Below are 19,227 nucleotides of genomic sequence, written 5' to 3' on the forward strand. Positions count from 1 at the left end.
AACCTATGGTTTTTTCAGGCCTAACCGAAAGAACGGGCCGCCAGGCCAACACCTTGAGGCGCATCATGCAAAACGATTCCAGTAAACTCCCTCCAAAAGTTCTCGCCATCAGCAGTGGCAAGGGTGGCGTTGGAAAAACCAACGTCGTGGCCAACGTGGCGTGTGCGCTGTCGCGAAAAGGCAAAAAGGTGTTGATCTTCGATGCGGACATGGGCCTCAACAACATCGACATTCTGCTCGGGCTCGCTTCCCCCTTTCACATTGGGCACGTGTTCTCCGGCGAGAAGAAAATCGAAGATGTGCTGGTGGACGGACCGCGTGGGATCAAGGTGCTTCCGGCGAGTAACGGATGGCAGGAATTGACCCTGCTGGACTCGGAAAAAAAGCTGTTATTGATGGAAGAACTCGACCGGATCAGTGGGGACTTCGATTACCTGCTGTTCGATACGGGCGCAGGCATCTCATCCAACGTGACGTATTTCTGCAGTGCGGCGCATGATATCGTGCTCGTCGCCACCACGGAACCGACTTCGCATACGGATGTGTATGCGCTGATGAAGGTGTTGTTCCAGCAGCATCACCAGAAACGGTTTCGTCTCATCGTCAACGCGGTGAAGAACGAACGGGAAGCACTTGAGGTGTACAAGCGCCTGTCTACGGTCCTGGATCGTTTTCTTGGCGGTGTGACTCTGGAATACATGGGTTACGTCGTACACGATGTCAATGTTTCCAAGGCAGTTCGCCAGCAGAAACCGTTTATTGAATTGTATCCGCATTCGAAGGTGAGTCAGTGCATCGACCTGGTGACGCAACGGATTTTGAAGGAACGCGACCGGTTTTCGCCAGACTCCGACCGGCCCTTTGCGTGGAGGAGTGTGTTGCAGATATGATGACTCCGTTTCAGGCAAAGAAAGCCGCACTGGTATTTGCGCTGTTTGCTTTTATCCTGCTGTCGCTGGGAAGTTGGATTTCGGGTGCGCGGGTATTGGCGGCCGTGGTGCGGGGCGTCGAAGGGTTCTTTGTATTTGGCGGGCTGGCCTGGGCGGTATGCGCGCTTGTGTCCACCAATGAGCCACAGGAAAAAAAGAAGAAAAAGAAACGGCCCCAGAAAGGGCAGAACTTGGATCAAACGGTGTGAAGGGTGAATGATTATGGCAGGTAAGCCGCAACCGGCAGAAGAAATTCCCATCTCTCCGGAGAACACGGAACAGATCATCCTGGAGTATTCTCCCATGATCAAGTACGTGGCGAACCGGATTGCCATGCGGCTTCCATCGCACATTGAGGTGGACGACCTCATCAGCGTCGGGGTGCTGGGGCTGATTGATGCCATCGAAAAATACGATCCCAACCGCGGTGCCAAATTCAAAACTTATGCAGAGTTCCGCGTGCGAGGTTCCATCCTCGATGAACTGCGCAATCTCGACTGGGTACCCCGGTCGGTGCGTCAAAAGGCATCGGAAATGGACGCCCTCACAAACCGTTTACAGGGCAAGTTCGGCCGGCCCCCGGAGGATGAAGAGATCGCCGAGGAGATGGGCGTCAGCATTGAAGAATTCTTCACCGCGATGAACGAGACCCGCAGCGTTCCCATCCTCAGCCTGGAAGATCTGGGCATCAACAAGGAAACGGGGGAACAGCAGAATCTGCTCGATTGTCTGATAGGCGACATGGAATCGGATCCGCAAACCCAGATCCGTCTCAATGAACTGAAAAAAATCATCGCCGAAGCCATCGACGCCCTTCCGGAAAAAGAACGGCTCATGATTTCGCTGTATTATTACGAAGAGCTGACGATGAAAGAGATCGGAGAGGTGCTGAATATCACTGAATCACGCGTATCACAGATTCATTCCAAAGCGGTCTTTCGACTGAGGACCAAATTGAAATCCATTCTGGCTGACGAGGTGTGACGTGAAGCTCATTCCCAAGATTCCTTTTTCGTATCCCGAAATCGGGCTGTTGATTCTGCGGGTGGCCGTCGGTGTTGTGTTTGTGTATCACGGCTCGATGAAACTGTTTGGCCCGGGAGGTGTGAGCGGGTTTGCCGGTTCACTGGCTCAACTGGGAGTTCCCACTCCGGGAATCAATGCGTGGCTGGCAACCCTGGCGGAGTTTCTGGGCGGGATGGCGCTCATTTTCGGAGTTTACGCCAGGTGGGCGACGTTACCGTTGATCTTTGTCATGCTGGTTGCCATCCTCACCGTACACGGGCCGAATGGTTTCAGCATGAGGAACAACGGGTTCGAGTACCAGTTCACTTTGATCGCGGCGCTCGCCGCGATTTTCCTCACCCGGTCGGAGAAATGGCACATCAAGCAGTGACCATGCGACTTAATTCCTTCATGAACTAACCCGGTCAGTAAACCGGCAGGTGCCGCTCTTCAGGCGGACGCGATTTCCATCTTCTGTGAAACCACATCCACGGTTCCGGATAATCGCGGATGACCTCTTCCAGCACCTTTTCGCACTGCTCGGTCCAGCGGTAAATGTCCCCCTCCTTGTCACCCGTTTTTTCCAGATTGAGCGGTGGCTTGTAAACGACCTTGTAACGGCCCTTGCCGATGGGAACGCTGAAAATTGGGAGGATGGGCGCACCGGTGCTGTAGCTGAGCGCGGCCAGGGACCGGGCCGTGGCCGCTTTCTTACCGAAAAAATCAACGAACAGAGCGAAATCGCCACCGTTCTGGTCCATCAGCACGGTGATGCTGCTTTTTCCTTTCAGCGCACGCACGATGCGGATGAGAGATGTGTCCTTGTGCAGGATGCGGTTTCCGGAGGTCAGCCGCATGTCCATGAAAAATTTTTCCAGGTATGGGTTGTCGAGCCGCCGGGCCACAGCGTAATGCTGGGTTGTGTTCATGAACCCGTGATACAGCCCCAGGATCTCCCAGTTGCCGTAGTGGGCCATCAATACCAAAAACCCGGTATCGCCCTTTTCACATTGATCCAGGTATTCGCGGCCTTCCACTTCCATACCGATCAATTGATGCACGCGGTTTCTTGTGTCGCGGCAAACCCAGATGCATTGCAATGCCGAGAGAATCATCTGACGCATGGAGGCTTTGGTGATGCGGTCTTTTTCTTCCCGGGTTTTACGGTCACCGTAGGCGATGTCGAGGTTGATGCGCGCGATTCGCCGCCGCTTTCGGGACACGCGAAACCAAAGCGCTCCGATCCCTCCCGACAACCGGTACAGGGTGGTGGAGGAAAGACTCATGATGACGCCGATCACAGGACGGAACAGGGCGTATTCAATTCGATAACGGATTTTTCTGGAAAGTGTATTGCGTGAACTCAATCTTGATTCTCAATTCGGATTCAACGGGGCAGGTCTTGCGGGAGGTGTGCAGTGGGATCAAACAGTTTCCGCAACGGCCTGCGCAATGGCGTACACGTTGTCGTGGGACATTGAAATATGAATATCTTTCAGTTTGAGGGTTTCGCAAATCTCGCGGCACTTGCCCGTGATGTTCAGGGCGGGTTGCCCCGACTCCCGGTTCAGGATTTCAAGGTCACGCCAGGTGATGCCACCGGCCATTCCTGTACCGAGCGATTTCAAAACCGCTTCCTTGGCGGCAAACCGCGCCGCATAATGTTTGAACGGTTCCGGGCGCGAACGACAATATTCGATTTCGCGTGGCGTGAACACACGCTCCTCAAACCGTTCTGCATGATTTTCCAAGGATTTTTGAATCCGGGAAATCTGGATGATGTCAATGCCCGTGCCGTGGATCATAAACGCCCTTAAATAATTGTAATAATTATAGGGCAGGAACAAGCAAATGGTAAGCCCGTTTTGCCTGCAAAGCGTCAGGCCGGCAAGGTGCCGAGGGCCGCTTCGATATCGGCCCGGGCAATGGCCCCTTCGCGCACGATGGCGGGGGGAGTCGAAGTGATGTCCAGGACGGTCGATGGAGCACCCCCTGGAGCGGGTCCCGCGTCGATGATCCAATCAATGGCGCTGCCGATCGACTGGTTCACGTCGTCCGCATTGAGCGGATTTTCCGTTTCGCTTTTGTTGGCACTGGGGGCGGTGAGGGCGTGACCCAGGTCGCGTACCAGTTGCCGGGCAATCGCCGAGTCCGGCAGCCGGATTCCGATCTTCCCCGTCCCCGCCGTCAGGGCTTTGGGAATGTCATCGCGCGCCGGAAACAGCAGGGTCAGGGGGCCGGGCCAGAACGCATCCATGGCTTTCACCGCAAGTTCAGGCACCTCCGCCGCCCAGTCCTTCAGTTGCTCGCGGTCATCGATGAGAACCAGAATGGGCTTGTCCGCCGGGCGTTCCTTGATGGTGAAAATCTTTTCCACCGCCTCGGCGTTGCCGGGGTCCACCCCCAGTCCATAAAACGTGTCGGTCGGGAACGCGATGGAGCCGCCTTCGGCAAGCGAACGCTTGATCGGCGTGATGACCGCCTGCAGCGTCTGCGGAAACTGCGGGTCAACCTGAAGACGATTCGCCATACGGTGTCTTCAGGTTTTTGCTTTTGCGTTCGACCTGCTTGGCCTGATCTTTTTTGTACTTCAACAGTTGTTTTGCCAGGTCATTGTCGTCGAGTGCGAGAATCTGCACCGCCAGCAAGCCGGCGTTTTTTGCCCCCGCCTTGCCGATGGCCATGGTGGCAACCGGAATGCCGCCCGGCATCTGCGCCGTGGACAACAAAGAGTCGAGGCCCTGCAGGACGGAGGTGATGGGCACGCCGATCACCGGCAGGGTGGATTCGGCCGCGATTACGCCCGCCAGATGCGCTGCGCCGCCGGCCCCTGCGATGAACACGCGGATGCCGCGTTTCTTAGCGCCATTGACATAATCGCGCGTCCGTTCCGGGGAACGGTGTGCGGAAGAAACCAGGATTTCGTGATTCACTCCAAATTGTTCAAGGACCTTGCTTGCTTCTTCCATCGTGGTGAAGTCGGAGTCGCTTCCCATCAGAATGCCGACACGCGGCAATTTTTTTTTCTTTTTGGTAGCCACTGTTTGGAATCCTTTAATATTTGATTGGGATCGCGTCCCGTTCGACGGAACGGGCGCGGAAAATTAAATTGAAGTCCTGCGTTTATAGCAAGATTCCCGGGGCAGTTCAAGAGGGACCGCAGAAACGGTTCATTTCGGCTCGATGGGCTCGAAATCCTCCGCCGGAATGGGGCCGCGTTTGCGCCTTCCGTGCTTGATCTCCGGGATCAGCATGACGGTGGCGATGATCATCATGCTGAAAGAAATGAGGCCGATGTTCACGGGACCAACCTGGTTCACCATCCAGAACCCGAGCATCGGGCCGATGGTGCCTCGCACGCCGGTGAGACCAACGTGGACCGACATGTAGGCCGCAACTTTCCCAGGCGGGGCGTATTTGGTGACCCACAGGCTCCACGCAATGGCGCCTCCGCCGAAGGCCATGCCTATGAACGCCGAGGCGGTGGCGATGAGGTAGGGGTCCTTCGTCAGGAAAAACAGACCGACGCCGATAGCGAACAGCAGGTTCAGAATCATACGCAGGACGATGAAGTTCATCTTGTCGAACAGCCGTGCCAGAAAGGGCGTGGACAGGGCCCGCATGAGGTCCGGGATGACGGTGATGATGAGTGCCACGAACAGCGCGGAGCCCTCGATGCCGTATTTGCTGGAAGTGATGTAATCGACACGCAGGGGCAGGGTCCACAGGTTGGCAAAGCCCATGATGAACCACGTCAAAAGAACATAGCCGAAGTTGCGGTCCTCGAACACCAGCTTCAGGTTGCCGAGCGGGTTTTTATGCTCGCCGTTTTCGATGATGCCGGAAGGCATGGCGTACACCACGCAGGCTTTGCCGATGGCCGCCAGCCCCAGGGTGACCAGAATCCAGCGGTAGTTTTCAAGATCCGCATCCATGGCGGCGGACCCCAGGAACCCCGCGACCACCGAGACCAGCACCAGTGCCAGCACCGAGCGGGAAAAGTACTTGCCGCGCTGGTCTTCCGGGTAATTATCGTTGTAGATGGCGGTGAGAAACGGCACCAGGCTGGTGAGCGCCATGAACGCCAGCACCAGGCACACGGTGTATGTGGCCAGCGTATTGGCGAATGCTGCCGCGAACAGCAGCACGCCGCACACGGCCGCGGGAAGTGCGCCCAGTACGGATTTGCGGAACCCCGATTTTGAAGCGTAATGCACGAGAAGCAGGGAGACCAGCATGCCGATGAACGGGGCGGAACCGATCAACGCCTTGGACATGTCTCCCGCCTGAAACACGCGGATGGCGATGAACAGGCCAAACGTCTGCGTGCCGGCGGTCAGAATGCCGCGGCACACACCGCGGGCGAGATCCAGACGGAACGTCCGGCGGGTGCGCGTTTCCGCATCCAACCCGGCGCTGGTGTCCTCGGACCAGCGGGCGCGAAATCCGAACAAGGCAACTCCTTACGATGGCGTGTTGATCGTGATGGAAAGCACTGCGCTTTGGAAATGATGTTCCCAGGGAGGCGGTGTCAATCGGTTGTCTAAAAGACTAAAACACTTCGCAGATCAATTCAACTTGCCGCGGCAGAGGCCGATGTAGTGGCGGTTGTCCTCGGCGTAAGGCTGGATCTCCAGCGCTTTCTGAAAGCTGTGAATGGCTTCGTTGAGGCGGCCAAGGTGAAACTGACACATGCCCATTCCGTTCCAGGCGCCGAAGTGATGCGGGATTCTTTCAACCACCTTCCGGCATTCGGCTATGGCTGCTTCGTAGTCTCCTTCCAGGTAAAGCACCGTGGCGAGCTTGTTGTGGGCTTCGGTGTATTCGGGAAACTGATCGACCAGATCCGCAAAGTGAAGGCGGGCCCGCGAAAGTTCTCCCGAATCCATGAAGCGGATGCCTGCATAGAGCTTTCTCTCCGCCGCCTCACCGCACTCCTGGTACCAGCGCATCCAGAGGGATTGCGTGGCCTGTTTGCGGATCTTCGGGTCCACTTTTTTCAGGTCGTTCAAAAGCCGTTCGATATCGTTCATAATGCCAATGGAAGAGGGCAGGGCCGGGGCTCGTCGTTGAGTTTCGCCGGCGAATGTGGTCCAATCAAGCCTACTTGATCGCCCCGGTTCAATACAAGCAGGAATTCGCGAAGAACCGGACCCCGGCCCCGGGCGTTCCGGCAAGTGTTATCGATTCCATGAAGAAAAAAAACGATATACCCCAGGCCGAAATCGTCGCCGTCGGCAACGAATTGCTGAACGGTCTTGTTTCAGACACCAACTCGACCTTCATCTGTGGCCAGTTGCGCATGCACGGATTGCAGGTGGGACGCATCTCCGTCGTAGGCGACGACGCCGACGCGATCCGTTCGGCACTGGACCAGGCTCTGTCCCGGGTCGATTTGGTTATCGTGACCGGCGGCCTCGGGGCGACGCACGACGACATCACCAAGGACGTGCTGGCCGATTACTTTGGCACTCCGCTGGTGCGGGACCCGAAAGTGGAGGAGATGATCCGCGTATTTTTTGGAAAGCGGCAAAGGCCGGTTCCCGACGCGGCGCTTCGCCAGGCGGAGGTGCCGAGGGACGGACGCCCGCTGTACAACGACCAGGGCACCGCCCCCGGTTTGATGTTCGAGCGCGGAGAGCAGCGGGTCTATGTTCTTCCCGGGGTGCCGCGCGAGGCCGAGCACCTGACCCGGCAGTACATTCTTCCCGATGTTGCGGTTGCCGGAAACCTGTGCCTGCAACAACGCATGTTGTGGACCACGGGCCTGGTCGAGTCCGCCCTGTGGGAAATGTTCGGGCCTGTTGACGAGTTGGAGAACCTGGTGCAGGTGGCGTCGTTGCCCTCCCACCTCGGTGTGCGCATTCATCTCACCGCTTACGGAAAAAACGTTGAGGAAACTTCCGTTAAAATTGAACAGGCCGAAGTTCTTTTGCAGAAGGTCCTCTCCTCATATATCTACGCCCGGGATGAACAAACCATGGAAAGTGTGCTGGGGCAACTTTTGGCCGATCGGGGCGAAACCGTCGCTGTCGCGGAGTCCTGCACGGGCGGATTGATCGGTCATCGTCTGACAAATATTCCCGGAAGTTCCCGTTATTTTCTGCAGGGATGGTTGACATACAGCAACCAAGCGAAGATCAAAAACCTGGGTGTGGATGCCACACTGGTGGAACGCCATGGTGCCGTGAGTGAAGAGGTTGCGCGTGCCATGGCGGAAGGGGCCCGCCAGCGTGCCGGTACGGACTGGGCGGTGTCGGTGACGGGGATCGCCGGTCCGGATGGCGGTACGGCAACCAAACCCGTGGGTCTCACCTATATCGCCGTCGCGGGTAAAACGCTTACCTCGTGTCAGAAATTTGTGTTTCCGCAGGACCGCGTACGAAATAAAGAACGTGCCGCACAAGCCGCATTGAACCTTCTCCGTTTGCACTTAATCGGGTTAAAATAACCCCCGAGAATCGGTATTAATTCAGGCGCCCTGCCTGAGGGATGGAAGTGTGTGACGAAGGAAGGGAACGTGACTTTTATACAGTGCCACCAGTGTCAAAAAGAATTTGAAGATGGTTTCCAGATTTGCCCGTACTGCGGTGCTCCGTACGGAGCGAGTGGAGCGCATTACCCCCGTGTGCCCAACTGGATGTTCGGTGCGATCCTTGTTTTGTTTGCGGTGCTCGCGTCGATATTGTTTTACTCGTTGATGACATTTTGATCCGGAGGTTCATCCGGTGCGGGCGCTCATTCGGAAGGGATGGATGAGCACCGCGCCGACGATGAACCCGCCGATGTGCGCGAGCCACGCCACGCCTCCTCCGTCCGGTCCCGCCGCCATGTTGTTCAACACCTGCAACCCAATCCACAGCAGCAACAGGAAGATTGCCGGGATGCGCACGATGGTGATGAAGAACCCAAGGAACACCAGCGTCTTGACGCGGGAAAAGGGAAACAGCATCAGGTACGCGCCGAGGATTCCAGAGATGGCGCCGCTGGCGCCCACCATGGGGATGGTTGAGTCCAGATCGGCGGAAACATGCGCCGCCGCCGCCAGCGCTCCGCAGGTCAGGTAAAAAAGGACGAACCGCAGTTTTCCCAGCTGGTCTTCAATATTGTTGCCGAAAATCCACAGGTACAGCATGTTTCCCGCCAGGTGCCCCAGGCCCGCATGCATGAACATCGATGAAAAAACGTTTGGATAATTCTCAAGCGGCCGGTTTGTCAACTGGTACGGTACCAGTCCGTATTCGGTGATGAATTGTGTCCCCTCCCGGGCCAGCGACAGCTCCCAGAAAAATACCAGGGTATTGGCGGCGATGAGGCCGATGGTGAAGATGGGGAAGGTGCGGGTCGGGTTTTCGTCGTGGAGTGGGATCATGGCGGTTTGAACCGGATGGCCGGATTCCTGTATGCTACGCTTTCAGGGATGATTCGGATACAATGAGAAGGTTCCACCGATTATATGGGAAAACCGCCTTGAGTGAAAGTGAAGACACACCCATTCTTCGCCCAGAAAGCGAAGCGCCGAAAGCCATCACGCGTCCCGAAGAATCGCCCGAGTGGGTGGTCGAGGTGTACCGCAGGCAGATGCTGCGTGAGGTGAAGGAAGATCTCGATGGCATACTGGGAGAAGGGCGCGAAGCCGACCGCTTCATCGAGCCTGTGTTGCTCGACAACAACCCCGTGCGCTTTCGTCAGAGCCTGCACGAGCAGGTGTTTCCCACGCCGCGTGAGATCACCGAAAACCTGCTGGACGTTTCCCCGACCAAGGTTTTCCTGGAAGCCCCTTCGGGCATGGGAAAATCCACCTTCCTGAAAGTGTACCAGGAACGCATGCTGAAAGTGGAAGCACCGGAGGAATACCCCGTGCCCGTGATCTGCGATCTGTCGCGCCTGCCGGACGGCACCGGTTTCGGAGAGTTCTACCCGATGTTCTACCGTGGGGTGATGGACGTCGTCCTGCGCGAGCAGGAAGAACAGGAAGACCTCGTCATAAATGAAGAACTCCTGGGCCGGACGGTGGAACGGCTGGTGTGGACGGGACAGATTCTGTTTCTGCTGGAAGGCTTCGAGCAGATGCTTCCCGAGGACCGGTTCCGTTTCTATATGGATGTGATCGTCGACGGCGACGCGCTGAAAGACAATTTCATCCTGATCGCCACGCGACCGGTGGGGTTCGGTCCGCTGGCCACCACCTCCATTGTACGGCGCGGGCAGGACGCCAGTTTCCGGGTCCGCATCCAGCCGGTGGAGGAAAAACAGCGGAAAGCCTTTCTTCCCGAATCCGTGTGGAAGGAAAACCTGGGTCACCTGGCTTTGTATTTTCCGGAAACGCTCCAGGTGCCGTATGTCCTGCACATGGTGAAAGAGGCGGCGTCGGATGAGTCCGCCGGAGTAAAAAACCGATCGCAGGTGTATCGGTACTGGATCACACAGCATTTGAAAAGCCGGTTTCCGAAGAAAGGTGAAGAATGGATTGAAGACGCGTTCCGGCAGTTGGAGCAGGTGTCGTATCGCCTGATCAGGGAAGGTAAAAACCAGCGGCAGGAGACGGTGGATACGGGATTCGACAAGGACCTGCTTTCAGACTGCGCCCCCGCGCGCAACGTCTTGGTGGAAGAGGGCGATATCCTGCCCGGTTTTGACGGTCTGCTGGCCTGGAACCGCAAGCGGTGGGAGTTCCGGCATCCTTCGCTGCAGGAATATTTTTCCGGGCGCAAACTGGCCGAACTCCCCGACTGGCGGGACCTGGTGAAAGAACGCTGCCGTGACCCCAAATGGTACGACGTGTTTCAGTTTTTCGGTGGCGAGTTGAAAGAAGGGACCGACGAATTGATCGACCTGCTTATCGATCACGGTGCGGTGTTTCTGGCCGGGCAGGTGCTTCCGGAAATCGAGGGCATCTCCGAGTCGCGGCGTCTTCTGGTGAACCAGTTGTTGAAGTACCAGTGCCGGGAGACGTACCCGCAGTTTGCGAAAAACCGTGTGGTGCGTGTGGAACAGGTGGTGGAGGCTTACGGCGCGGATTCCCTGCGGCCGGTACTCGAGCGATTGTTGCAGCGAGACCGGCGTGATTCCCGCATCCTGTTCGGCTTGCTGGAGCTGGTGTGCTTCCTGCACGGCATTGCGTTGGGCGAAGTGGTCGATGCACAGGATTGGAAACGCGTCCGCTCGCTTCCGGAACTGGAAGCATTCTTTGCCGAATCGAGAGACCCGCAAACGGTGGACCGCAGTGTGGTCCAGAAGTGGGGTGAGTGTGTGACCGTGCCTGCGGGCCCGTTCATTTACCAGGACGAGCGCGACGACGAAGACCGCATCGGCATGCGCGAGTATGCCATCATGAAATACCCTGTCACCAACGCCCTGTTCCGGCAATTCGATCCGAACTTCGCTCCGCGGTTCCCCACCTATTCTCTGGACGACGATCAGCCGGCCATCGGCATCAATTATTATGAGGCCACCGTGTTCGCCCTGTGGCTCGGCATGCGCCTTCCCACCGAAAAGGAATGGGAGAAAGCGTCCCGGGGGCCCAACGGCCTCGATTACCCCTGGGGCGAAGCGCAGGGATATCAGGAAGGGTACTGCAATACCGCCGACTTCGTGGTGGGGCGCACCACGCCCGTGACTCAATACGAGGAGGGGAGTTCTCCCTACGGTTGCTACGACATGGCAGGCAATGTGTGGGAGTGGTGCGTGCAGTTTCATTCCTCTAAATTCACCACACAGAAAATCGTGCGTGGCGGCTCCTGGCTGAATTACATGGTCCAGGCCAAATGCACGTTTCGCAATTCATTCGACCCGGCCGATATCTACCCCGCAGTGGGCTTCCGCTGCAGCTCACTTCCCTTTACCGAAATCGACGAGGAAGACGAAGACGAAGACTGAGTCACTCCCATTCGGACCCGCGGCTGGTCCACCCCCCCCAACCACCTCTTTTCACCCCGAGGTTGATTTTTCTTTGTAATTAAGACAACTGCTTATAAAGCTTGCCTTTTGCCGTACAGGGTGCGTTTCTTTCTGAATTTTCAGCAAATAACATTTAATGAATAGGCGGTTGTCGCCGTTAGGTTATGTGGAAACCCGTCTCGGAGGGGAGGGGAAACCGGGCCCGCTATTCTAATCGGCCCATATATCCGTCAATCTATAGAAGTGACCCTTCTGCCCATGGACCCTGCGGCCTCTGTTTAATGAACACTGAACTGGCAAAAAAATTACTGGTGATCGATGACGACGCCACGGTATCGGCCCTTGTGGAAGCTTACCTGAAGGAAGCGGTCGCACAGGCACAAGTGCAGGTTCAAAAAGCCATGTCCGGGGAAGAGGGTGTGCAGAAAGCGCTGGCGTGGAAACCGGACCTCATTTTCTGCGACCTGCGCATGCCGGGTCCCGATGGGTTCGAAGTCATCCGCCGCATCCGACAGTTCGGATTGCACGCTGTCGCGGTATTGATGTCCGGTTGCGCCGAACACGAAATCCTGGAACTGACCCAGGGGGCGCAAAAAGTGGGAGCGGAGGCGTTTTTACCGAAACCCCTGAAGGCCCATGAGGTCCATTTTTTCGTGAACTATGTTTTGCGGATGCTCACCGTGAGCCGGCAGCTTCAGGACAAAAACCAGCAGTTGGAAAAAACAGTTTTGGAGGCAAAGGAATACCAGAAAAAGATCATCGGGATCGGGCAGGGGTTGCAAAAAGAAAACAAACGGCTGCAGGCGGAATTGAAGGAAGCCTCGAGAAGGAACCTGCAACTCGAAGCCAAAAACGAACAGATCGAGGCGTTGAATGAAGACCTGATCCGTACTTTCCGCGCGACGGTCAATATGCTGACCAACATCATCGAGCTTCACCAGTCGGATCACCGGGGGCATCCGCAGAGGGTGGAAAAGATGTCCGATTTTATTGCTCAAAAACTTCAACTGTCCCCCCACCAGATTCAACACATACGCACCGCGGCCCGCCTGCATGAACTGGGGATCGTAAGCCAGCCCGCCAACGGCAACGGCCATGCAAAAAAGGAAAACCCTTCGGGGCCACCGAGGGTTCATCACACTCATCTGGCCGAGATGCTGTTGCGCCAGTTTCCAGGGTTCGATCCGACCGCTCAAATCATCCGTCACTTGTATGAGAACGTGGACGGCTCGGGAATACCGGAAGGCCTGAGCGGAGAAATGATCCCTATAGGATCTCGGATTGTTTCCGCCGCCAGTTTCTACGATCACGCACGTGTCAGTCACCCCGGTGAATCCCCCGATACTGTCATGAAATTACTGGAAATGGAGAAGGGGACCCGTTACGATGAAGATATCGTTTCATTGCTGGGAGAGTTCGTTCACTCCTCTCTTTTTAAAGATATCGATACCATTGAGTGCACCGTTTTTACCCTTCAGGAAGGCATGCAGCTGGCGGCGGACTTGTACTCCCGGTCCGGTACCAGCGTGTTGCGCAAGGGAGCCCTGATCGACAAAAGCACGTTGAGCAACGTGATACGGTTCAACAACCTCGATCCCATCGTCAGCACCATTAAAGTCAGAATAGTTTAGTTTATGGATATTGCGACCTTACTCGGAATTTTCATCGGCATTGGGCTGATCCTGGTGTCCATTCTGCAAAACAGCGGATTGGACCTGTTTGTCAGCGCTCCTTCGGTGATGATTGTTCTGGGTGGAACCTTTGCCGCCACGCTGGTTGCGTATCCGGTCAATGAGCTGTTCCGCATGCTGGGTCATTTCATTCGTGTATTCATAACCCGTAAGTCGGATTTGTATGAATTGATGGACACGATGGTTTCGATCTGCAGCATTGCCCGGAAGGGCGGGGTGCTGGCAATCGAGTCGAAGCTCAACATGATCGAAAACGAATTCCTGAAAAAAGGGTTGCGCCTCACCGTGGACGGCAAGGACGAGCATACGGTAGTGACCCTGATGAAGCGCGAGATCAAGCAGATTCAGCAGTCGCACAAGGATGGCTGGGAAATACTGAACGACATGGGTAAATTTGCACCCGCCTTCGGCATGGTGGGGACGCTCATCGGTCTCATTCAGATGCTGGCCTCTCTGGAGGATGTAAGCACCGTGGGCCCGCGCATGGCTGTGGCACTCATCACCACTTTTTACGGTGCGTTGCTGGCCAATCTCGTTTTCCTTCCCATGGCGGTGAAATTGAAACGGCGAAGTGCCGCGGAGACCCTGGAGATGAACCTGGTGCTGGAAGGCATCACCTATATACGCAAGGGAGTCAACCCGCGGTTTATGAAGGAGACTTTGGAAAACTACATCGACAACGCTGTGGGAAAGAACATCAAGAAAGAAGCGGAAGAAGAAGCGCGCAAAGGTGCGCCCAAGAAAGCGGGCGCCGCCAGAGGCCCGGCCCGCCCTCCGGGACAGGCGCCGGGAGCCACCCCCCGGCCCGCAAAGTGAGGTGAGGTTATGGTAACCAAACCATCCGGTCAGCCACCCACCCCCGATCTCCATCTCGACGACGACGAAGAGGTCATGGAAGAAACCACGGGAGTCGCTCCCTGGGTCATCACTTTCGCCGACATGGTGACCCTGCTCATGGTTTTCTTCATCCTGCTCTATGCCATGGGGACCATTGAAGAAGAAAAATTCAAGCAGCTCCGCCAATCCCTGAAAAGCGCCCTTGGCACCGAAAATCTTCCTGAACTTGGAACCCGTGAAGGGCTGGACGTCATCAAAGACCTGGCCACGGCCCAGATGGACGACCAAACCATTCACGCTGTGGATGAAGTCGGGGCGATGGTGTCGAAAGAGATCAAGGAAATCACTTCCGAGGTGGAAGACTTTATTTACAAAAACAAACTCTCCGGGCAGGTGCAGGTCTCTCAGGGAGAGCGTGGGGCCATCATCACCATCTCGGATGTGGTGCTGTTTCCGCCGGGCAAGGCACGCATGACATATAAAGGACGCGAAACGCTTAAAGACGTATTCGACCTGCTCAAACAGTTCAACTACGATGTCAAGATCGAAGGCCACACCGACGACACGCCGATCCGCACCGACCGCTTTCCCTCGAACTGGGAATTGTCTTCCGGCCGGGCGGCGGAGGTGGCCCGCATGCTCATCGCCGAGGGGTTCCCTCCTGAAAAACTGTCGGTGGAAGGCTTCGCCGAGTACCGCCCCAAAGTCCCCAACACCAGCGCCAAGAACCGCGCTGTCAACCGCAGGATTGAAATCGTTTACCAGCGTGGCAGTATCCGTAAGCGTATGGTCAACCTGTTGAACCGCTGATCGTGGCCACCCCATTCCCCATTCAATCCAAAACCCGTTTTTTGTCAATCAGTTAGCTTTGACAAGCGGGGACCACTCTGCTACTGTGAGGCATCCTGAGAAATGAGGGTTGACCTTTCGATTTGGGCTTGCGCAGGGACGGGTGAATGGACCGGGAAACCCAGCAACATTGGATGCGACGTGCCCTGGCCCTGGCGGCCCGGGCGGAAGGGCGCACTTCGCCCAACCCTCTGGTTGGTGCTGTGATCGTTCGCGGGGACACCGTGGTGGGAGAGGGTTATCACCATCGCGCAGGCAAACCCCATGCTGAGATCGAGGCTCTTAAAAAAGCTGGCAATAGGGCACGTGGTGCGGATATGATCGTCACCCTTGAACCCTGTTGCCATCATGGCAGAACGCCGCCCTGCACGGAAGCGGTGATTGCCGCGGGCATCCGCCGGGTTTTCGTCGGCATGCAGGACCCCAATCCGCTGGTCAAGGGCAAGGGATCGCGCCGGCTCAAAAATGCCGGGATCGAAGTGACCACAGGAATCCTGCGCAAGGAATGCGAGCGGCAGAACGAAGTGTTTGTGAAATACATCCGCACCGGGCTCCCGTTCGTCACGCTGAAAGCGGCGGTGTCGCTCGACGGAAAGATCGCCACCAAGAGCGGCGACTCGAAATGGATCACCGGACCCGAAGCGCGGAAGGTGGTGCACCAGTTGCGCAACCGCGTTGATGCCATCGTTGCCGGTTCCGGGACCGTGCTGAAGGATGACCCGCAGTTGACCACCCGTCTCGGCAAACGAGCGGGACGCAACCCCGTCCGCGTGGTGCTGGATTCGCAGGGATTGGTTCCCATGAAGGCGCGGGTGTTTGAGAATACGGACCGCGACCGTGTGATTTATGTCACCACCGGGCTTGCGCCGGTGACGCGCCTGCGCAAACTGGAGAAAGCGGGCGTTGAGGTATGGACCGAACGCGCGGGCAGGGAAGGCGTGCCGCTCAAACGCGTCATGCGCCGTCTGGCGGAAAACGGTTTGACGCATGTGTTGATTGAAGGCGGGTCACGATTGAATGCCGCGGCATTGAAAGCCTGCATTGTGGACAAGGTGTTGTTCTTTGTCGCGCCGTTGTTGATCGGTGGGAACGGGGCGGTCAGCGTGATCGGCGGACCGGGCATCCAGAAACTCAAAGACGCAATGCACCTCCAGAAACCCACGCTCACACCGGTGGGGCGGGACTGGATGGTGGAAGGATATCTGTAATCATGTTTACCGGAATCATCGAAGCGCTGGGCACGGTGTCCCACATCGAACGTGGCGCAGAGAAAGCGCGTCTCCTCATCGAGACGCCGGAAAGCTTTCGCGGTTTCGAACTGGGTGAGAGCATCGCCTGCAACGGCGTTTGCCTGACCGTCGCGGAAATCACGGAATCCGGTTTCGCCGTCGATCTGTCCACGGAGACATTGAGCCGCACGAGCTTCAAGCAATCGGTCGAAGGCACGCGCATCAACCTGGAAAAGGCGCTGACGCCAAACAAAAAAATGAGCGGCCATTTTGTGAGCGGCCATGTCGATCAGGTTGGCACGGTGGCCGGCATCGACCAGAAGCCCGGTGAGGTGCGCATCCGGTTCGAGCATCCGCCGGAACTCGCGCCGTTCGTCATCGAAAAGGGATCGGCGGCGGTGGACGGCATCAGCCTCACGGTCTTCGATTGCCGCGACAACGGATTTTCGGTTTCGATCATTCCATTTACGTGGGAACACACCAACCTGAATGAGCGGAAAATCGGGGATGGGGTCAATATCGAATGTGATATGATTGGCAAATACGTATTGAAAGCCTGTGAATCGCTGTTTGGCGGGCCCATCCGGGGCGGTAATTTAACGCAAGATTTTTTGAAACAACATGGATTTGTCTGAAATGAGCAAGGGAAATACTAAAAAAGAAAAGCCTGTTTTCAGTTCCATCGAGGACGCCATCGAAGACGTCCGTCAGGGCAAAATGATCGTCATCGTCGATGACGAGGACAGGGAAAACGAAGGCGACCTGATGATTGCGTCCGACTGCGTGACTCCGGAAGCGATCAATTTCATGGCCAAGTTCGGGCGGGGGTTGATCTGCCTGGCGATGACCGAGGAGCGGACGCAGGAGCTGGGTCTGCAAATGATGACGGGCGACAACCAGTCGCGCTTCGAAACGCCGTTCACGGTGTCCATCGACGCCAGAAACGGAATTTCCACCGGCATCTCCGCCGCCGACCGGGCGCACACCATCAAGGTGGCGATGGACCCGAAGGCGCGGCCGTACGATCTCGTCATTCCCGGTCATATTTTTCCCCTGCGCGCTCGGGAAGGCGGCGTTTTGGTGCGCGCCGGGCAGACGGAAGGTTCTGTGGACATGGCGCGGCTGGCGGGACTCACTCCTTCCGGCGTCATCTGCGAGATCATGAACGACGATGGCACCATGGCGCGCGTGCCGGAACTCGCCAAGTTCTGCAAAAAACACGACCTCAAGATGGTCACCATCAAGGACCTGATGGAGTACCGGCTGAACAGCGAGACGCTGGTCGAGGAGGTGGCGTCCACTCTGCTGCCCACCGAGTTCGGTGAATTTCAGGCGGTGGCGTTCCGCAACAAGCTGATCGACCAGGTGCACATCGCGCTCATCAAAGGCGACATTCAAGAGGACGCACCGACGCTGGTGCGGGTGCATTCGCAGTGCCTCACCGGAGACGTGTTCGGTTCGTTCCGCTGTGATTGCGGTGAGCAGTTGTCGAAAGCGCTGGAGATGATCGAAAAGGAGGGCCGCGGTGTTCTTCTTTATCTCTATCAGGAGGGCCGCGGCATCGGCATCCTCAACAAGCTGAAAGCCTACGCCTTGCAGGACGAAGGGCAGGACACCGTGGAGGCCAACGCGTCTTTGGGATTCAAACCCGACTTGCGCGACTACGGCATCGGTGCTCAAATTCTGCGGGCGCTGGGACTGGGCAAGATCCGCATCATGAGCAACAATCCGCGGAAGATTGTCGGGCTGGAGGCTTACGGACTGGAAATGGTCGAACGCGTGCCGATCGAGGTGCAACCCAACAAGCAGAACATCCGTTACCTCAAGACCAAGCAGATGAAGATGGGTCATCTGATCAAAAACGTATTTTAAGGATCGAGCATGCCGAACGTGTTGGAAGGAGATCTCAGCGGAGCGGGCCACAAGTACGGGATTGTGGTCAGCCGGTTCAACGATTTCATCACCGGCCGCCTGATGGACGGTGCGGTGGACGGACTGGTGCGCCACGGTGTGCAGGATGGAGACATTGATGTGATCCGCGTGCCCGGCGCGTTTGAAATCCCCATGGGCGCACGCAAGCTCGTGGCCCGCAACAAGTACGACGGAGTGATCTGCCTCGGTGCCGTGATCCGCGGCGCCACACCTCATTTCGATTTCGTCGCCGGCGAAGCCAGCAAGGGCGTCGGCGCTCTGGCAATGGAAGCGGATATCCCCGTCCTCTTTGGGGTGCTGACCACCAACACCATCGAGCAGGCGGTGGAGCGGGCCGGCGTCAAAAGCGGCAACAAGGGGTGGGAGACTGCCGTTGCCGCCATCGAAATGGTCAACCTTTACAGGCAATTGTAAGATGGGAAAGCGACGCTATTCGCGCGAACTGGTAGTGAAATTCCTCTACCTCGTGGACATGAACGAAGGCCCGGTGGCCGAGCAGCTTGAACAGTTCTGGGAACGCAACACCTGCCAGCCTGAAATCAAGCAGTACGCCGAAGACCTGCTCAATACCATCTTCAACAACAAAAAAGCAATCGACACCCTGCTGGAAAAATACAGCGATAACTGGACGTTGTCCCGCATGGCTGTGATCGACCGCAACCTTCTGCGGCTCGCCACCTGTGAAATCCTGTATGGCAATTCGGTGCCCCCCAAGGTCGCCATCGACGAGGCGGTGGAAATCGCAAAAAAATACGGTAGTGAAGACTCGCCCAATTTTATCAATGGTATACTTGATAGAGTCCTCAAGGAAAAATCAACCGTAGTCGAAACCACCAGCGAACGCTGATGACGTCC

21 protein-coding genes are annotated in these 19,227 nt (G+C 56.7%); 14 read left to right on the forward strand and 7 right to left on the reverse strand.

Annotation, left to right across the window (positions count from 1 at the left end; translation table 11 throughout):
• Positions 1 to 65: 65 nt before the first annotated feature.
• From ACTRW9_RS06540 to ACTRW9_RS06555, 4 genes are read left to right on the forward strand one after another with little or no spacing between them, the layout of a single operon-like run.
• Positions 66 to 890: a MinD/ParA family protein gene (locus tag ACTRW9_RS06540; RefSeq protein WP_442425837.1), complete on the forward strand. Its 825-nt coding sequence runs from the start codon at positions 66 to 68 to the stop codon at positions 888 to 890.
• Positions 887 to 1,138 (forward strand): hypothetical protein, encoded by a 252-nt coding sequence (locus tag ACTRW9_RS06545; RefSeq protein ID WP_442428735.1) that lies wholly within the window; start codon positions 887 to 889, stop codon positions 1,136 to 1,138. Before ACTRW9_RS06540 ends, ACTRW9_RS06545 begins: the two co-directional genes overlap by 4 nt.
• Positions 1,139 to 1,151: 13 nt before the next feature.
• On the forward strand, positions 1,152 to 1,913 hold the full coding sequence (locus ACTRW9_RS06550; RefSeq protein WP_442425835.1) for a FliA/WhiG family RNA polymerase sigma factor: 762 nt from the start codon (positions 1,152 to 1,154) through the stop codon (positions 1,911 to 1,913).
• Position 1,914: 1 nt separating this feature from the next.
• Complete coding sequence (locus ACTRW9_RS06555; RefSeq protein ID WP_442425834.1) at positions 1,915 to 2,325, forward strand: DoxX family protein; 411 nt, start codon at positions 1,915 to 1,917, stop codon at positions 2,323 to 2,325.
• A gap of 34 nt (positions 2,326 to 2,359) precedes the next feature.
• Here ACTRW9_RS06555 and ACTRW9_RS06560 read toward each other — a convergent pair whose 3' ends face one another.
• From ACTRW9_RS06560 to ACTRW9_RS06585, 6 genes are all read right to left on the reverse strand, one after another.
• Positions 2,360 to 3,301 (reverse strand): lysophospholipid acyltransferase family protein, encoded by a 942-nt coding sequence (locus ACTRW9_RS06560; protein WP_442428736.1) that lies wholly within the window; start codon positions 3,299 to 3,301, stop codon positions 2,360 to 2,362.
• Positions 3,302 to 3,358: 57 nt separating this feature from the next.
• Positions 3,359 to 3,739: a holo-ACP synthase gene (gene acpS / locus ACTRW9_RS06565; protein WP_442425832.1), complete on the reverse strand. Its 381-nt coding sequence runs from the start codon at positions 3,737 to 3,739 to the stop codon at positions 3,359 to 3,361.
• A gap of 74 nt (positions 3,740 to 3,813) precedes the next feature.
• Positions 3,814 to 4,464 carry an L-threonylcarbamoyladenylate synthase gene (locus tag ACTRW9_RS06570; protein ID WP_442428737.1) on the reverse strand — a complete coding sequence of 217 codons (651 nt, stop codon included), beginning with the start codon at positions 4,462 to 4,464 and terminating at the stop codon, positions 3,814 to 3,816.
• Positions 4,442 to 4,975, reverse strand: coding sequence for a 5-(carboxyamino)imidazole ribonucleotide mutase (purE, locus tag ACTRW9_RS06575; RefSeq protein WP_442428738.1), 534 nt, complete (start codon positions 4,973 to 4,975; stop codon positions 4,442 to 4,444). The genes ACTRW9_RS06570 and purE overlap by 23 nt, the downstream gene beginning before the upstream one ends.
• Before the next feature lie 129 nt (positions 4,976 to 5,104).
• The gene (locus ACTRW9_RS06580; protein ID WP_442428739.1) at positions 5,105 to 6,388 is read right to left on the reverse strand and encodes an MFS transporter; all 1,284 of its coding nucleotides are present in this window, start codon (positions 6,386 to 6,388) and stop codon (positions 5,105 to 5,107) included.
• A gap of 114 nt (positions 6,389 to 6,502) precedes the next feature.
• Positions 6,503 to 6,967: a tetratricopeptide repeat protein gene (locus ACTRW9_RS06585; RefSeq protein ID WP_442425828.1), complete on the reverse strand. Its 465-nt coding sequence runs from the start codon at positions 6,965 to 6,967 to the stop codon at positions 6,503 to 6,505.
• A gap of 53 nt (positions 6,968 to 7,020) precedes the next feature.
• Between ACTRW9_RS06585 and ACTRW9_RS06590 the strand changes: the two genes are divergently transcribed.
• On the forward strand, positions 7,021 to 8,385 hold the full coding sequence (locus ACTRW9_RS06590; protein ID WP_442428740.1) for a competence/damage-inducible protein A: 1,365 nt from the start codon (positions 7,021 to 7,023) through the stop codon (positions 8,383 to 8,385).
• A 270-nt stretch (positions 8,386 to 8,655) separates the two neighbouring features.
• Here ACTRW9_RS06590 and ACTRW9_RS06595 read toward each other — a convergent pair whose 3' ends face one another.
• On the reverse strand, positions 8,656 to 9,306 hold the full coding sequence (locus ACTRW9_RS06595; RefSeq protein ID WP_442425826.1) for a rhomboid family intramembrane serine protease: 651 nt from the start codon (positions 9,304 to 9,306) through the stop codon (positions 8,656 to 8,658).
• 98 nt (positions 9,307 to 9,404) lie between these two features.
• On the opposite strand from ACTRW9_RS06595, the gene ACTRW9_RS06600 reads away from it, so the two are divergent.
• From ACTRW9_RS06600 to nusB, 9 genes are all read left to right on the forward strand, one after another.
• Positions 9,405 to 11,813, forward strand: coding sequence for an SUMF1/EgtB/PvdO family nonheme iron enzyme (locus tag ACTRW9_RS06600; RefSeq protein ID WP_442428741.1), 2,409 nt, complete (start codon positions 9,405 to 9,407; stop codon positions 11,811 to 11,813).
• Positions 11,814 to 12,115: 302 nt separating this feature from the next.
• Positions 12,116 to 13,465 carry an HD domain-containing phosphohydrolase gene (locus tag ACTRW9_RS06605; protein ID WP_442428742.1) on the forward strand — a complete coding sequence of 450 codons (1,350 nt, stop codon included), beginning with the start codon at positions 12,116 to 12,118 and terminating at the stop codon, positions 13,463 to 13,465.
• Positions 13,466 to 13,468: 3 nt separating this feature from the next.
• On the forward strand, positions 13,469 to 14,341 hold the full coding sequence (locus ACTRW9_RS06610) for a motility protein A (RefSeq protein ID WP_442425823.1): 873 nt from the start codon (positions 13,469 to 13,471) through the stop codon (positions 14,339 to 14,341).
• A 9-nt stretch (positions 14,342 to 14,350) separates the two neighbouring features.
• Positions 14,351 to 15,172, forward strand: a complete 822-nt coding sequence (locus tag ACTRW9_RS06615; protein ID WP_442428743.1) for an OmpA/MotB family protein — start codon at positions 14,351 to 14,353, stop codon at positions 15,170 to 15,172.
• Positions 15,173 to 15,318: 146 nt separating this feature from the next.
• The gene (ribD, locus tag ACTRW9_RS06620; protein ID WP_442428744.1) at positions 15,319 to 16,419 is read left to right on the forward strand and encodes a bifunctional diaminohydroxyphosphoribosylaminopyrimidine deaminase/5-amino-6-(5-phosphoribosylamino)uracil reductase RibD; all 1,101 of its coding nucleotides are present in this window, start codon (positions 15,319 to 15,321) and stop codon (positions 16,417 to 16,419) included.
• Between the two features lie 2 nt (positions 16,420 to 16,421).
• On the forward strand, positions 16,422 to 17,075 hold the full coding sequence (locus tag ACTRW9_RS06625) for a riboflavin synthase (RefSeq protein ID WP_442428745.1): 654 nt from the start codon (positions 16,422 to 16,424) through the stop codon (positions 17,073 to 17,075).
• A 1-nt stretch (position 17,076) separates the two neighbouring features.
• On the forward strand, positions 17,077 to 18,312 hold the full coding sequence (locus ACTRW9_RS06630) for a bifunctional 3,4-dihydroxy-2-butanone-4-phosphate synthase/GTP cyclohydrolase II (protein ID WP_442428746.1): 1,236 nt from the start codon (positions 17,077 to 17,079) through the stop codon (positions 18,310 to 18,312).
• 9 nt (positions 18,313 to 18,321) lie between these two features.
• The gene (gene ribH, locus ACTRW9_RS06635) at positions 18,322 to 18,786 is read left to right on the forward strand and encodes a 6,7-dimethyl-8-ribityllumazine synthase (RefSeq protein ID WP_442428747.1); all 465 of its coding nucleotides are present in this window, start codon (positions 18,322 to 18,324) and stop codon (positions 18,784 to 18,786) included.
• 1 nt (position 18,787) lies between these two features.
• Positions 18,788 to 19,219 carry a transcription antitermination factor NusB gene (gene nusB / locus ACTRW9_RS06640; protein WP_442425818.1) on the forward strand — a complete coding sequence of 144 codons (432 nt, stop codon included), beginning with the start codon at positions 18,788 to 18,790 and terminating at the stop codon, positions 19,217 to 19,219.
• The last annotated feature ends 8 nt before the right edge of the window (positions 19,220 to 19,227 follow it).

Source organism: Nitrospina sp. 32_T5 (genome assembly GCF_052156635.1).
GTDB lineage: Bacteria > Nitrospinota > Nitrospinia > Nitrospinales > Nitrospinaceae > Nitrospina.